We start from the raw sequence: 14,998 nt of genomic DNA, 5'->3' as shown, positions 1-14,998 counted from the left end.
CGAGCAGGCTCGCTCCCACAAGGGATCTTTGTACACCACAGATTCCCTGTGGGAGCGAGCCTGCTCGCGAAGACGCCAGATCAATCACCACAAGGTTCGGCGCCTTGCTCCTTTGCATGATCAGCACCACCACCCTCGCCGCCGAACCCGAGCTTCGCGTCCAGGCCAGCCTGCAACCCGCCGATTCCGCCATGGTCGGCAGCCTCATCGAATTGCACCTGGATGTGCTCACCGACACCTGGTTTACCAGCGCCCCCACCCTGCCCGACCTGAAGTTGCCGGGTGCACTGGTGTTGCCGCCAGACGGCCACGCCGAACACCTGAACCAGACGCTCGATGGCAAATCCTTCAACGGCATGCGCTACAGCTACTTGATCACACCCAACGTCGCGCGGGCTTTCGATATTGCGCCACTGACAGTACGGGTCACCCCGGGCCAGGCGACGACTGAGCTCAGTGCGCAAAGCCAACCGTTGCACTTCACTGCGACACAACCGCCGGGGTTCGCACCCGCAGAGCCGGTACTGGTGGCACAGGGGCTGCGTTTCACCCAGAACATCATCAAGCCGGCCACTGCGTTGAAAGTCGGCGACAGCCTCACCCGCCAATTGACCCTGCAAGCCGACGGCGCCCTCGCCATGTCGTTGCCGACGCCAGCGCTGGGGGATGTCAGTGGTCTCAGTCGTTACCCGAAAAATCCTCAGGTCAGCACCCTGGACGACGGTCGCGGCCACTTCACGGGTGGTCAGCGCATCGACAGCGTGACTTACCGGATCGACTCCGAAGGCCATCACAGCTTGCCCGCCATCGAATTGAAATGGTGGGACGCAAGCAGCCAGCAGGCCCGCACCGCGCACGTCCCCGCCGTGGACTTCGACGCCGTAGCCAATAGTAGTTATCGGCCGGTGTTCTCCCTCAGCGATGACCTGAAAAAACTCGGCCAGCAAAACCGCCTGCACCTCTCGGGGTACACCTTTGGCCTGCTGGCGCTGCTATTGGGCGTGGCGCTGCTTGTGTGGTTGGCGCGTCCGTTGATTCATCGTGCGCGCCTCGGCTGGCAGGCTCGACGCGCTGCACTTCGCGCAGCCTGGCTTGAATCTGCCGAGTACGCCTGGCGGCAGATCCCGCCACAACTGCAGGGCCAGCCCGCGCAGTTGAGCGCCCTGTACCTGTGGACCCGGCGCCGCCGCAAGGGCTTGAGACTGACCGCTTTCGGCGCACGCCTGCAAGCGTTCCTGCGTGCGTGCTATGGCCGGCAACCGACAAAAGACCAGGCACTGCTCCAACTCAGGCAATCCTTGGCTACGCTGCATAGTCAGGCCGAAAACAATCAAGAATCAGTTGCTAGCGCACTACGACCACTCAACCCCGTTCACGAGAAGGATTTCCCATGACGAGCCCGATAGCGCACCGCCAGTTCCACGGGTTAAAGCTGCTGCTGGCATTGGCCCTGAGCCTGCCAATGCTGGTCCAGGCCGCTGAACCATTGCCGTCATGGAATGACGGCCCGTCGAAAAAGAACATCATCGAATTCGTCCAGGCGGTGACCGATCAAGGCAGCAAGGACTTCGTCAAACCCGAGGACCGTATCGCCGTGTTCGATAACGACGGCACCTTGTGGAGCGAGCAGCCGATGTACTTCGAACTGCTGTTTGCCCTGGAAGAGGTCAAGCGTACGGCGGCGCAGCATCCGGAATGGAAAACCACCCAGCCATTCCAGGCCGTGCTGGAAAACGATCACCAGGCCCTGGCCGCCAGTGGCCTTGACGGCATGATGAAAATCTTCGGTGCAACCCACACCGGCATGACCACAGAAGCCTTCGACGATTACGCCAAGACCTGGCTGAGCCAGGCCCGCCACCCGAAAACCGGAAAGCCGTACACCGAAATGATCTTCCAGCCGATGCTGGAAATGCTCGACTACCTGCGCAGCCAGGACTTCAAGACCTACATCGTTTCCGGTGGCGACACCGGCTTCATGCGCGCCTTCGCCGAAAAGGTCTACGGCATCCCCCCCGAGCAGGTGATCGGCACCACATTCGTCACCTCGTTTGAGTACAAGGATGGCCAGGCGTCGATCCTGCGCACCCCGAAACTGGCGCATAACGACGACGGGCCGGGCAAGCCGGTGAGCATCGACGCCGTGATCGGGCGACGACCGATTCTCGCGTTCGGCAACTCCGACGGCGACCTGCAAATGCTGCAGTGGACTGCCGCCGGCACCGGAAAACGTTTCATGGGGCTGGTGCATCACACCGACGCCAAGCGTGAATGGGCCTACGACCGCCAATCGCAGTTCGGCCGTCTGGACAAGGCCCTGGACGAAGCAAAAAACCGTGGCTGGACCGTTGTCGACATGGCTGCCGAATGGCACCGGATCTATCCGTTCGATGCCGCCACACCCGAGCAAGTGCAATAAAAAAGCGTGACGCAGGACCGCAATGAACGTTTGTCGCACCGAGCGACTCAAGCAAAAGGAGCAAGTCATATGACTGGCATACGCAAGTGGATACCGAAGGCGGCCTTGCTGGCGGCTTCGGTGATGGCGTTCTCGGCCACGGCCGGGGCCGCGGATAAACCCAACATCCTGGTGATCTTCGGCGACGACATCGGCCAGACCAATATCAGCGCCTACTCTTTCGGCGTGGTCGGCTACAAAACCCCCAATATTGACCGCATCGCCAAGGAAGGCATGATGTTCACCGACTATTACGCGGAGAACAGTTGCACGGCAGGGCGCTCGACCTTCATTACCGGCCAGTCCCCACTGCGCACCGGCCTGTCCAAAGTGGGCATGCCGGGCGTGCCGGTGGGTTTGCAGGCCAGGGACGTGACCATTGCCCAGGTACTCAAGGCCAAGGGCTACGCAACGGGTCAGTTCGGCAAAAACCATTTGGGGGACAAGGACGAGTACCTGCCCACCAACCATGGCTTTGACGAGTTCTTCGGCAACCTCTACCACCTCAACGCCGAAGAAGAACCGGAACGCCCCTACTGGCCGAAGGACGATGCCGAGTTCGTCAAGGCAGCCTCTCCGCGCGGCGTGATCCACAGCTTTGCCGATGGCAAGATCGAAGACACCGGCGCGCTGACCAAAAAACGCATGGAAACCATCGACGACGAAACCACTGCCGCCGCCCAGGCGTTTATCGAGAAACAGGCCAAGGCGGACAAACCGTTCTTCGTCTGGATGAACACCACCCGCATGCATGCCTTCACTCACGTGCGCGAATCCATGCAGGGCCAGAGCGGCATGCCCGGTAACGATTATGCCGACGGCATGCTCGAGCATGACGGCGACGTCGGTAAGTTGCTCAAGACGCTGGATGACCTGAAGATCACTGATAACACCATCGTGGTCTACACCACCGACAACGGCCCGAACCAATGGTCCTGGCCGGATGCAGCAACCACACCGTTCCGCAACGAGAAGAACTCGAACTGGGAAGGTGCTTTCCGGGTACCGGCGATGATCCGCTGGCCTGGCCATGTCAAACCTGGCGAAGTGTCGACCCAGATGTTTTCCGGGCTGGACTGGTTCCCGACCCTGTTGGCAGCTGTCGGCGATACCGATATCAAGGATCGCCTGCTCAAGGGGGCCGATGTCGGTGGGAAAAACTTCAAGGTGCACCTGGACGGTTACAACCAGCTGGACTACCTGACTGGCAAGACCGACAAGAGTGCGCGTAACGAGTTCTTCTATTTCAGCGATGATGGTCAGCTGGTGAATATGCGGATGGGCGATTGGAAAATCGTTTATTGCGAGCAGCGCGCACCCGGCGGTCTGCAGGTGTGGAGCGAACCCTTTACCTGCCTGCGTGTACCCAAGCTCTTCAACCTGCGAATGGACCCGTACGAGCGGGCCGACGTCGTGTCTGACCAATACTATGATTGGCTGACCAAGAACGACTACTTGCTCATGCAAGCCACCCAAAAGGCCGCGACCTTCTTGCAAACCTTTGTCGATTACCCGCCTAGCCAACGCCCGGCGAGCTTCAGTATCGACCAGATACAAAGTGAGGTTGACAAGAAAATCGCAGAAAAAATGAAAGCTGGTGCCAAGTAAGACCGCTTGGCCGCCGCTCGCCTTCACCGACGGGCGGCGATCGTTCCCACGCTCTGCGTGGGAACGATCAACGTGTGAATTCGAATTCTTTTCAAGGCAACGAACCTATGTCCTCACGTGTCGCCAGTAAGTCGTCGGCCATACCTGCCCCCCACATCGCCTCCCCGGCTCTGTTGATCCCTGCCCTGTTGCTGTTCGTCTCCGGTGCCGCGGCGCTGGTGTATCAGGTGCTGTGGATCAAGCAGCTGTCGCTGGTGGTGGGTGTCGAGGTGTACGCCATCACCACCGGGATCAGTGCGTTTTTTGCCGGCCTGGCGTTGGGCGGTTTGTTGTTCGGCCGCTGGGCGGACCGCTTGCGGCAACCGGTCCTGCTGTATGCCGGGCTGGAAGTGCTGGTGGCGGTGCTGGGTGTCGGTGCGACCTTCGCCATGAGCCTCGCGGCCAGTCCGTTTGCCTGGCTGGAGCAACAGGTGGGCCTGTTGGCCTGGGTGTTGCCGTTTGCGCTGGTGGGCATCCCGGCGTTGCTGATGGGCGGCACGCTGCCGGTGTTGGTGCGCTCCCTGGCCGCCGATCCACAACAACTGGGCAAGGCCGGTGGTCACCTCTACGCGGCCAACACCGCGGGCGCCATTGCCGGTACTCTGCTCGCCGCCTTCATACTGATTGCCACCCTCGGCGTGCGCGGCAGCGCCCTGGCCGCCGCGATGCTCAATCTGCTGGCTGCAGCAGGTGCCTTGTGGTTTCAGCGCCAGCGTTCGCTGCCCGTTGAAACGCCGGCCAGACATCACGCCGACAAAGCCCCGGACCGCCTGGCCCTGTGGCTGTATTCGATTGCCGGCGGCGTGGCCCTGGGTTACGAAGTGGTCTGGTCGCAATCCATCGTGCAATTCATGAGTACGCGCACTTATGCGTTTGCCGTGGTATTGGCGACATACCTCACCGGGCTATTTCTGGGGAGCGCCCTGCTCGCCCGTCGGGTTGATCGCCTGCGCGATCCCTGGGGTGTGTTCGGCCTGCTGATCGCCGGTGCCGGCTTGATCGCATTGCTCGAGATTGCCCTGCTCGGGCGGTGGCTGGTGCTCGCACAAAGCGTGGTCGAAGCCTGGGTGCTGTCATGGGGCGCCAGTGAACTGCTCGGCATGAGCGCACGCTTCGCCGTGGCGGCGCTGAGCATCGTGTTTGTACCCACGGTGCTGCTCGGCGCGGCGTTTCCCGTGGCCCTGCGCTTGAGCGTCGGGCGCGACCATGTAGGACGCAACGTCGGTGAGGTGGTGGCGTTCAATACCCTCGGCGGTATCGTCGGGGTGATGCTCTGCGGCTTTGTGCTGATCCCGCTGTTGGGCCTGGTTCGAACCCTGGGACTGCTGGCGATCATTGCTGCGGGTATCGGCTACTTTGCCGTGCGCAAGGGCCACGGCGTGAAAAAGGGACGGCGCCAGGGCGTCATCGCGGTCGGCCTGGTTTCGGTGGCACTGGCCCTGCTGACCCCCGTGGACAAGCTGGCCAGCCTGCTGCCCGGCGCGCGTAACGGCACGTTGGCGTTCTACGAGGAGGGGCGCGGCGGCACTGTCGCTGTGGTCACCCAGGGCAAGGGTCAGAGAGCGTTCCAGCGCTTGTATATCCAGGGTGTGTCCAACACCGGCGACGCCATGCCTTCGCTGCGCTACATGCGGATTCAGGCGCTGCTGCCGCTGTTGATCCACAATGGCGACCCGCGTTCGGCGCTGGTGATCGGTTTCGGCACGGGCATCACCGCGGGCGCCTTGACCCGCTATCCGGGCCTGGAACACCGCGTTGTGGCTGAACTGCTGCCGTCGGTGGTCAAGGCCGCGCCGCTGTTCAAGGGCAACTTCAATGCCGCGGCCGATCCGGGTGTCGACGTGCGCCTGCGCGACGGTCGCCAGGAACTCCTGCGCAATCCCCAGCGCTACGACCTGATCACCCTCGAACCGCCACCGCCCTCAGCGGCCGGCGTGGTCAACCTATACTCCCGGGACTTCTACCAGTTGGCCGCCAGCCGCTTGCAGAACCAGGGCCTGGTCGCCCAGTGGTTGCCTTTGCCCACGCAGAACATCGACGACTCGCGTTCGCTGGTGCGCAGTTTTCTCGATGCCTTCCCTTACGCCACGCTGTGGACCAGCGAGTTTCACGAGATGCTGCTGGTGGGGTCGCTTGCGCCAATCGAGCTGGATGCCGCCAGGATCACTCAACGTTTCCAACAGGACAGTGTGCGCAGCACCTTGCAGGATGTCGGTATCGGCTCGGCTGCCGCCTTGCTCGCGACCTGGGTCACTGATCGCGCCGGCCTGGAACGCTTCGCCGCCGATGCACCGGCGGTGACGGATGATCAGCCGCGCATCGAATACGCGCCGTGGGTGCGGGCCAAGGAAATCAGCCGAGTGCTGCCGGCCCTGCTGGACTTGCACCAACCGCCGGTGCTGGTGAACGCGGATCAAGGGTTCAGCGAGCGAATGAACGCCCATCGGCAACGCCTGATGCAGTTCTACCGGGCGAGCCTGCACGCCTATGACGGTGACCGGGATGCCTGGGCCAGGGATGTACGTGAGGTGATGCGCGGGGATGGCGGGAATCCGTATTACCGCTGGTTTGTCGGGGAGTGATCAGTTGTCTTTCAAACCGCTTTCGCGAGCAGGCTCGCTCCCACAGTGGATTGCGTTCATAAACGAATTTTGTGTACGACACAGACCAAATGTGGGAGCGAGCCTGCTCGCGAAGAGGACATCAGCCCCGACGCAACCATTTGACAGACGCCGGCCATCCGGCAAAGCTGCATCGAGCTTGTACGCGCGCCTGACGGCAAACGCACCTGGACTACGGAAGTCGTAATGCCGACACATAAAAATAAAGCAGCAAACCCAAACCCTGATGCGCAACCGACCCTGATTCATCGATACCTGTTCCCGGTCACCATCGGCGTCTTGTTGCTGGCGGTCGCGGGCATCGGCTGGTTTCTGCTGCACAGCCAACCCGCTCCGCTGACCTATGCGCCGGTCAACACACCTGTCGCGCAACCCGTCAAGCCGCCGTCGCAACCCGTCGCCGTGGCGCCGGCAACGATGGTCGACGAACAGCAATGCCAAGGCTGCCACAGTGCACAGGTCAAGGACTGGCAAGGTTCCCATCACCAATTGGCGATGCAGGAGGCCAACGCCCAGACCATGCTCGGCGACTTCAACAACGTCACCTTCAAGGCCGAAAACGAAACCACCCGGTTTTCGCGCAAGGATGACGGATTCTGGGTCAACACGCCGGGCATCGACGGCAAGAACACCGACTTCAAGGTCGCCTACACCTTTGGTATCGCACCCTTGCAGCAATACCTGATCGAGGTCGGCGAAGGTCGCTTGCAAGCCCTCGGCATCGCTTGGGATACCGAGAAGCATCGCTGGTTTCATCTCTATCCAGGCCAGGGTGTGACCTTCAAGGACCCGCTGCATTGGAGCAAGCCGAGCCAGAACGCCAATTTCATGTGCGTCGAGTGCCATACCACCGGCTACAAGCGCAATTTCGATGCCGCGAAAAACACCTTCGACAGCCAGTGGAACAGCCTTGGCGTCGGCTGCCAGGCCTGCCACGGCCCGGCCTCCAATCATCTGCAATGGACGGCGAAAAAAGGCGATCTGATCCACTCGGGTTTCGCCGTCGACCTCAAGGACAAGAACGCGACCGTCGAGATTGAAACCTGTGCCCGCTGTCACTCGCGTCGTGCGCCACTGGGCGACGGTTTTACCGTTGGCAAGCGCCTGATGGACGACTACCTGCCAAGCGCGCTGACCCGTGAACTGTATGCCCTTGACGGCAAAATCAAGGATGAAGTGTTCGAACACGGCTCGTTCGCCCAGAGCAAAATGTTCGACAAGGGCGTGCGCTGCAGCAACTGCCACAACCCCCACAGCACCGAACTCAAGGCGCCGGGCAATGGCGTATGCCTGCAATGCCACAACACAGCTGGCAAGACCTCCGTCGAAGGTGTCGACGGCAAAGGCTTGCAAGCGAAAAACTACGATTCCATCGAACACACCCGCCACACCATGGGCCAGCCGGGTTCGCAGTGCATCGATTGCCACATGCCCGGCAAGTTTTATATGGGCAATGACTTTCGGCACGACCACAGTTTCAGCATTCCCAACCCCGAGCGGGCGAAAAAACTCGGTACGCCGGACGCTTGCCTGACTTGTCACCAGGGCAAGGCCGGTGACAAGGTCACCGAGCAGTTCAAACTCTGGAACACCTCCACCGCCGCGCAGGCCCCGCGTTACGACGAAAGCCTGTGGCTGATCCGCAATGGCCAGCCTGGCGCCGCACAAGCCCTGTACGAACAGCTGCAACGCAGCAACCTGCCGGCGATTCAACGGGCGACACTGCTCGCCGAACTACCGCTGTACCCCAGCGAACAGGCGCTGAAACTGGCCACTCGGGACTTGAGCAACCCGGCGCCGCAAGTGCGTGAAAGCGCCGTACGGGCGATCAGCGCGTTCTTGCCACCGCCGGAGCGTGCACCGCTGTTGACACCGTTGCTGAGCGATCCGGTGAAGGCTGTACGCATTGCCGCGGCCCGGGATTTGCTCAGCGTTGCACGCAATGGCCTGGGCGCTGCCCAAGACAAGTGGAACGCGGCCATCACCGAATATGAGAACGTGCAAAAAAGCCTGGCCGAACGCGCCGAAGCCAACCTCAACCTGGCCATGCTGTATCAGGCCAGCGGTCGCAGTGGCGAAGTCGAAGGCTTGCTGCGCACATCACTCAAGCGCGACCCGGACTTTTATCCGGCGCTGGTGACACTGGTGCAATGGCTGGAAGCCAATGGTCGCGGCCAGGAAGCCCAAGCACTGCTGGCGCAGAGCCTCAAGGCACACCCCGACGCCGCTCTGTTGCAACACACCCAGGGCTTGGCGCTGGTGCGTGCCGGCCAACCCGCACAGGCCATGCCCTTCCTGCGCAGGGCCGCACAACTGGAACCGCAGAGCGGACAATACGGCTATGTGCTGGCGGTGGCCCTGCATGACAGCGGCAAGATCGATGCCGCGTGCGAGGAACTGGAAAGGCTGTTGAAAGTGCAGCCAGCCGACCGAAATGCGCGGATGTCGTTGATCCAGTACTACCTCGATAACGGTCAGGAACCGAAGGCCCAGGTGCTGTTGCAGGGCTGGAAGAAAATGAACATGGGGGATCCGGCGTTGAAGTGATCGGGGGCTGATCCAATGGCCCCTTCGCGAGCAAGCCCGCTCCCACATTGGATCTGTGTGGGTCACAGATTTTTGTGAATGCCAAGGATCAAATGCGGGAGCGGGCTTGCTCGCGAAAGCGTCAGCCCTGCCAATGCGTAATTGACGTCAACGCCGCCGAAACAACGGTCGCGGCTCAATCACCGAGCGTCCATACAACACGCTCATTCCCGCCAATCCCTTCAGCGCATCCTCGGCCGACTTGTCTTCTCGCACCGCGAAACTGTCGAACCCACATTGGCGCATATGGCTGAGCTGATCGCGCAACACATCACCCACGGCGCGCAACTCACCGGTCCAGCCCAATCGAGTGCGCAGCAAATAAGCCTGGCTGTAGGCCCGACCGTCGCGAAAACTCGGGAACTCCAGGGCGATCAAGGGCAACTGGCCAAACCACCGTTCAAGGCCTTCCACCTCATCATCCGGTCCGAGCCAGACTGCGTTTTGCTGCGGATTTTCCAACCAGCGGGCCACCGGCAAAATCACCTGGCCCTCAGGCAACGGCGCCTCAAGGTCCCGAACCAGCGTCCAGGGATCATCCTCGACAATCCGTGCCCCGCCCTCTTGCAAACACAACAAATTGTTCATGCCGACACCTCCAGCGCTGACGGATAAACCGCCTCTTTGAACGGCTCCAGGCCGATGCGCTGCAAGGTATCGACAAACAGCTCCTCGCTTTCGCGGTAACGCACGAACGTGTCGACGATCTGTTCGACTACCGCAGGCACTTGCGCAGCGCTGAACGACGGGCCGATGACCTTGCCCAGCGCGCTGTTCTTGCCCTGGGCGCCACCGAGGGTGATCTGGTACCACTCGCTGCCGTTCTTATCGACACCCAGAATGCCGATGTTGCCGATGTGGTGATGACCGCAGGCGTTCATGCAGCCGGAGATGTTGAGGCTGATGTCGCCCAGGTCATGCAGGTAATCGAGGTCTTCGAAGCGCGCTTGAATGGCTTGGGCGATGGGGATCGACTTGGCGTTGGCCAGTGCACAGAAATCCCCCCCGGGGCAGGCGATGATGTCGGTGAGCAAACCGACGTTGGCGCAGCCGAGGTTGTGTTCGCACGCCAGGCACCAGAGCGCGAACAAGTCGGCTTTTGGCACGTCCGGCAGCACGATGTTTTGCTCATGGGCGATGCGAATCTCGCCAAAACCGAAATGCTCGGACCACTGCGCCACCGCCTCCATTTGCGTGGCCGTGACATCCCCCGGCGGTGCGCTGCCGCCCGGCTTGGTCGACAGCACCACGCTGGCATACCCCGGTACCTTGTGTGCCTGTACATTGCGCAGCACCCAGCGGGCGAACGCCGGGTCCTGGGCCAGCTGCGTGCCGAATTCAAGGCTGGTATCCGCCAGTTCGCGATATCGCGGCGCAACGAAGGCACTGGCCACGCGCTCGAACTCATCAAGGGTCAGTTGTGCCGGACCATCCTTGATATGCGTCCACTCTTCCTCGACTTCCCTGGCGAACGCTTCGATGCCCAGGGCTTTTACCAGAATCTTGATCCGCGCCTTGTACTTGTTGTCCCGCCGGCCATGGCGGTTATACACCCGCAGCACCGCCTCGACGTAGGACAGCAGGTGCTGCCACGGCAAGCCCTGGCGAATCTGCAAGCCAAGGATCGGCGTGCGCCCAAGGCCGCCGCCGACAATGACCCGCAGCAGCATTTGCCCGTCGTCACCGGGATAAAGATAGAGGCCGATGTCGTGCATCATGATTGCCGCGCGATCCTGCTCGGCCGAGCAGATGGCGATCTTGAACTTTCGTGGCAGGTAGAGGAATTCCGGGTTGATGGTCGACCATTGCCGCAGGATTTCCGCCAGCGGCCGCGGGTCGATCATTTCATCGGCCGCAACCCCGGCAAAGGCTTCGGTGGTGATGTTGCGCACGCAGTTGCCGGACGTCTGGATGGCGTGCATGTTGACCTGGGCCAGGCGTTCGAGGATGTCCGGCACCTGGGCCAGTTCGATCCAGTTGAACTGCATGTTCTGGCGCGTCGTGAAGTGGCCGTAGCCGCGATCGTAATCCCGGGCGATGCTCGCCAGCGTGCGCATCTGCCGGGCACTCAGGGTGCCGTAGGGAATGGCGACGCGCAGCATGTAGGCGTGTTTTTGCATGTACAGGCCGTTTTGCAGGCGCAACGGCAGGAACTCTTCCTCGCTCAGTTCGCCCGCCATGAAGCGTTCGACCTGATCGCGAAACTGCGCAACCCGCTCGAACACCAGTGCCCGGTCATAGTCGTCGTACTGATACATCTGGCTACCTCATCAGGAGTGATCGGGCTCTGTTGCCAATGCCTGGCGCGACCCTTGTGGGAGCGAGCCTGCTCGCGAAGGCGGAGAACCAGGCGACATCGATATTGAATGTGCCGGACGCTTCGCGAGCAGGCTCGCTCCCACAGGTTGGGCGGCATTAACTGCGGCTCGTTTCGAGGCAATGACTATGGACCCGTGCCGGTTTTCATTACAGATTCAGCTGTTCATGAAAAAACCGTATCAGAATCAGAGGCGTCCAATTTGACTCGCTGCAGATCTGATCCGCATAAATCAGTTTTTCCTGAGTCTGTTTTGTTTTCGCCACGGTTTTTACAGTGCACGTCATTGCAACCGTGGAAGCATTGAGCATGAGCACAACAACTATCGGACAGGCTTATAACTACAAGGTCGTCCGCCAATTCATCGTGGCAACCGTGATCTGGGGCGTCGTGGGGATGGCGATGGGCGTCTGGATCGCGTCGCAACTGGTGTGGCCGCAGTTGAACCTGGACCTGCCGTGGACCACTTTCGGGCGCCTGCGCCCGCTGCACACCAGCCTGGTGATTTTCGGATTCGCCGGCAGCGCGCAGTTCGCCGCCAGCTACTACGCGGTGCAGCGTACCTGCCAGGTGCGACTGTTCTCGGACAAGCTCGCAGCCTTCACGTTCTGGGGCTGGCAATCGGTCATCGTCGTGATGCTCATCACGTTGCCGCTGGGCTACACCACCACCAAGGAATACGCCGAGATCGAGTTCTCCGGCGCGGTGTGGATGACCCTGGTGTGGGTGGCCTACGCCATCGTGTTCTTCACCACTGTGGTGCAGCGCAAGACCCGGCACATCTATGTCGGCAACTGGTTCTTCGGCGCGTTCATCGTGGTGATTGCGATGCTGCACGTGGTCAACCACCTGGCGATTCCGGTGGACTGGTTCAAATCCTATCCGGTGTATTCGGGGGCAACCGACGCCATGGTCCAGTGGTGGTACGGGCACAACGCCGTGGGCTTTTTCCTGACCACCGGTTTCCTTGGGATGATGTACTACTTCGTGCCCAAGCAAGCGAACCGGCCGGTGTATTCCTATCGTTTGTCGATCGTGCACTTCTGGGCGCTGATCACTTTGTACATCTGGGCAGGTCCGCACCATTTGCACTACACCGCCTTGCCGGACTGGGCGCAGTCACTGGGCATGGCCATGTCGCTGATCCTGTTGGCACCGAGCTGGGGCGGAATGATCAACGGCATGATGACCCTTTCGGGCGCCTGGCATAAGTTGCGCACCGACCCGATCCTGCGTTTCCTGGTGCTGTCCCTGGCCTTCTACGGCATGTCGACCTTCGAAGGGCCGATGATGGCGATCAAGACGGTCAACGCCCTCTCCCACTACACCGACTGGACCATTGGCCACGTGCACGCCGGGGCCCTCGGCTGGGTGGCGATGATCACCTTCGGCGCGACTTACCACATGGTGCCGAAGGTCTTCGGTCGCGCACAGATGTTCAGCACTCCGCTGATCAACCTGCACTTCTGGCTCGCCACTATCGGCACCGTGCTGTACATCGCCTCGATGTGGGTCAACGGCATCACCCAAGGCCTGATGTGGCGTGCGATCAACGATGACGGCACGCTGACCTACTCCTTCGTCGAAGCCTTGCAGGCCAGCCATCCGGGGTTCGTGGTGCGCTTTGCCGGTGGCGTGTTGTTCCTCACGGGCATGCTGGTGATGGCTTACAACGTGTGGCGTACCGTACGGGTGTCCGAAGTGGCGATGGCGGAAAGTGAGGCGCAAATAGCCTGATGACTGAAGTCCTGTTGAATATCCTGGGGGTGGTGTTCCTGTGGTGCACCATCGAATACTGCTTGCGCCATCAGACCGCCGAAAGCCTGGACGATGCCAGCCTGGTGCCGTTTGCCGATGACCCGGAAGTCGCCCGGCGAGTGGAGGCCGCTACCGGCAAGCGGATAAACGCGGTCGCGCCAGAAGAGCCAAAGCCGGGTTGGGGCAAAATCGAAATCTGACCTACAACCCATTCATTGTGGGAGCGAGCCCGCTCGCGAAGACGGGCTGACAGTCGACATCGATATTGACTGATTCATCGCTTTCGCGAGCAGGCTCGCTCCCACAGGGGGATTCACAGTGTCGCGAAAACTCAGCCGCGTTCGCGCGGAATCAGGCTCTGCAACTGCTGCGCCAGGAAATCCGCATCGAAGACAAAGGTATCCGGATCTTTAAGACCATTGGTCTTGCGCCACTGCCAGCCATTGGACGATGGCATGCACACCAGTGAAACACTGCCGTAGCGCGCAGCGGTAAAGCCCATCACTGCCAGGGAAATCTGCCCACCGGCACCCATCACATCCGGCAGGAACTCCACCGGTTTGCCGGCGATCGTAATGCTCAGCTTTTCAGTCTTGAAGGTAGACGTCTCCACCGGAACATTCGGCCCGGACGCGACATACGCTTCGCGGCTCACCTCCAGCAGATTCGGTGCCAGAACCGGCTCCAGCCACTGCTGGATCTGATCGAACAACTCCCCAATGCGCTTGGCCCACTCGGCCGATTGTGTCTCGAACAGCTGCTTTTTGTGCGCTTCGCTGTCTGCGTAGTGACGAAGCATCTCGCCCAGTTGCCGTACGTCGTCCATTGCGGTGTTCCTTTGATTGAAGCGGTGCTGCGGACATTGAGCATGGCAGATGCGCGCCGCCGGCGTACGACTAAAAGCGCGAATGGTATGGATCAATCGCACTTGGGCATGCGGCGCAAGCGCGCCATGCTCAAGGTATCGACGTAGACGCCATCGCGCACCGCATAGTCGCGAAACAGCCCTTCGGTCTCGAAACCGAACTTGCGGTACAGGCTGATGGCGGCTTCGTTGTCGGCATACACGCTCAGTTCGACCCGTCGCAGGTTCATCCAGTTGTCAGCAATATCCAGCACCGCCGCCAACAGTTTCGAACCCACGCCCTTGCCCTGCCATTGGGAAGCAACGCCCATGCCGAAGCTGCCTGCGTGGCTGCGGCGGATGCGTGGAAACTGTTCCAGGGTGATGCTACCGATAACCGTCCCTTGATGCAGGGCCACCAATTGCACGACCCGCTCATTGTCCGTCTCCACGCGTTTTTGCCAAGTCTCGGAGGATGGAAACGGCATTTGCAGCGTCTGACGGGCGACGACCGGTTCGTGGTAAAGCGCGGTGATGCCCGGGACGTGGGAATGATTGAGGCGTTCGAGGGTGATGACAGCGTCGGTGCCGGTCATGGGTGATTCATCCTTGATAGAGACATGGCCGTTCACTCTACAACGCATCCAACATGGAAAAACACCCTGTAGGAGCGAGCATGCTCGCGATGGTCGTCAACGATGACGCGGGATACCTGATGCCCCGCGGCGCTCCCAGGTTTTTCGTCGGAACGCCGCCCGGAGCATGCT

At 61.0% G+C, this 14,998-nt stretch carries 11 protein-coding genes; 7 read left to right on the top strand and 4 right to left on the bottom strand.

All coding sequences use genetic code 11. The features are described 5' to 3' along the window. The 5 genes from PG5_RS29595 to PG5_RS29575 form a co-directional block, all read left to right on the top strand. On the top strand, positions 1–1,394 hold a 1,394-nt coding region (locus PG5_RS29595; protein WP_042955867.1), incomplete at its 5' end, for a BatD family protein. Beyond that, the gene (locus tag PG5_RS29590) at positions 1,391–2,419 is read left to right on the top strand and encodes an HAD family phosphatase (RefSeq protein WP_020800766.1); all 1,029 of its coding nucleotides are present in this window, start codon (positions 1,391–1,393) and stop codon (positions 2,417–2,419) included. The genes PG5_RS29595 and PG5_RS29590, both read left to right, overlap by 4 nt. A 69-nt stretch (positions 2,420–2,488) precedes the next feature. Continuing rightward, positions 2,489–4,066, top strand: coding sequence for an arylsulfatase (locus tag PG5_RS29585; protein WP_020800765.1), 1,578 nt, complete (start codon positions 2,489–2,491; stop codon positions 4,064–4,066). Positions 4,067–4,173: 107 nt separating this feature from the next. Continuing rightward, positions 4,174–6,687, top strand: coding sequence for a fused MFS/spermidine synthase (locus PG5_RS29580; RefSeq protein WP_042955866.1), 2,514 nt, complete (start codon positions 4,174–4,176; stop codon positions 6,685–6,687). 225 nt (positions 6,688–6,912) lie between these two features. Next, the gene (locus PG5_RS29575) at positions 6,913–9,273 is read left to right on the top strand and encodes a tetratricopeptide repeat protein (RefSeq protein WP_020800763.1); all 2,361 of its coding nucleotides are present in this window, start codon (positions 6,913–6,915) and stop codon (positions 9,271–9,273) included. Positions 9,274–9,420: 147 nt separating this feature from the next. On the opposite strand, the gene PG5_RS29570 is transcribed toward PG5_RS29575, so the two are convergent. Beyond that, positions 9,421–9,900 carry a DUF934 domain-containing protein gene (locus tag PG5_RS29570; RefSeq protein WP_020800760.1) on the bottom strand — a complete coding sequence of 160 codons (480 nt, stop codon included), beginning with the start codon at positions 9,898–9,900 and terminating at the stop codon, positions 9,421–9,423. Next, the gene (locus PG5_RS29565; protein WP_020800759.1) at positions 9,897–11,570 is read right to left on the bottom strand and encodes a nitrite/sulfite reductase; all 1,674 of its coding nucleotides are present in this window, start codon (positions 11,568–11,570) and stop codon (positions 9,897–9,899) included. Before PG5_RS29565 ends, PG5_RS29570 begins: the two co-directional genes overlap by 4 nt. A gap of 368 nt (positions 11,571–11,938) precedes the next feature. On the opposite strand from PG5_RS29565, the gene ccoN reads away from it, so the two are divergent. Next, a complete protein-coding gene (gene ccoN, locus PG5_RS29560; RefSeq protein WP_020800757.1) occupies positions 11,939–13,366 on the top strand; it encodes a cytochrome-c oxidase, cbb3-type subunit I in 1,428 nt (475 codons plus the stop codon). Further along, on the top strand, positions 13,366–13,587 hold the full coding sequence (locus PG5_RS29555) for a hypothetical protein (RefSeq protein ID WP_020800755.1): 222 nt from the start codon (positions 13,366–13,368) through the stop codon (positions 13,585–13,587). Before ccoN ends, PG5_RS29555 begins: the two co-directional genes overlap by 1 nt. A 131-nt stretch (positions 13,588–13,718) precedes the next feature. On the opposite strand, the gene PG5_RS29550 is transcribed toward PG5_RS29555, so the two are convergent. Together PG5_RS29550 and PG5_RS29545 are read right to left on the bottom strand one after the other, a co-directional pair. Next, entirely contained in the window at positions 13,719–14,213 is a 495-nt protein-coding gene (locus PG5_RS29550; protein ID WP_020800754.1) for a hypothetical protein, read from the bottom strand. A gap of 92 nt (positions 14,214–14,305) precedes the next feature. Then, positions 14,306–14,827 carry a GNAT family N-acetyltransferase gene (locus PG5_RS29545; RefSeq protein WP_020800753.1) on the bottom strand — a complete coding sequence of 174 codons (522 nt, stop codon included), beginning with the start codon at positions 14,825–14,827 and terminating at the stop codon, positions 14,306–14,308. Positions 14,828–14,998: the final 171 nt, after the last annotated feature.

The organism is Pseudomonas sp. G5(2012) (assembly GCF_000408945.1).
In the GTDB taxonomy this organism is placed as follows: Bacteria; Pseudomonadota; Gammaproteobacteria; order Pseudomonadales; family Pseudomonadaceae; genus Aquipseudomonas; species Aquipseudomonas umsongensis.
The sequence above is the reverse complement of the archived record's forward strand: the minus strand, read 5'-3'. Positions and strand labels throughout refer to the sequence as shown.

Coding starts and splice junctions, on each gene's coding strand:
- PG5_RS29590 (WP_020800766.1), top strand. CDS start 1,391: ATGACGAGCCCGATAGCGCACCGCCAGTTCCACGGGTTAAAGCTGCTG.
- PG5_RS29585 (WP_020800765.1), top strand. CDS start 2,489: ATGACTGGCATACGCAAGTGGATACCGAAGGCGGCCTTGCTGGCGGCT.
- PG5_RS29550 (WP_020800754.1), bottom strand. CDS start 14,213: ATGGACGACGTACGGCAACTGGGCGAGATGCTTCGTCACTACGCAGAC.
- PG5_RS29555 (WP_020800755.1), top strand. CDS start 13,366: ATGACTGAAGTCCTGTTGAATATCCTGGGGGTGGTGTTCCTGTGGTGC.
- PG5_RS29565 (WP_020800759.1), bottom strand. CDS start 11,570: ATGTATCAGTACGACGACTATGACCGGGCACTGGTGTTCGAGCGGGTT.
- ccoN (WP_020800757.1), top strand. CDS start 11,939: ATGAGCACAACAACTATCGGACAGGCTTATAACTACAAGGTCGTCCGC.
- PG5_RS29570 (WP_020800760.1), bottom strand. CDS start 9,900: ATGAACAATTTGTTGTGTTTGCAAGAGGGCGGGGCACGGATTGTCGAG.
- PG5_RS29545 (WP_020800753.1), bottom strand. CDS start 14,827: ATGACCGGCACCGACGCTGTCATCACCCTCGAACGCCTCAATCATTCC.
- PG5_RS29575 (WP_020800763.1), top strand. CDS start 6,913: ATGCCGACACATAAAAATAAAGCAGCAAACCCAAACCCTGATGCGCAA.
- PG5_RS29580 (WP_042955866.1), top strand. CDS start 4,174: ATGTCCTCACGTGTCGCCAGTAAGTCGTCGGCCATACCTGCCCCCCAC.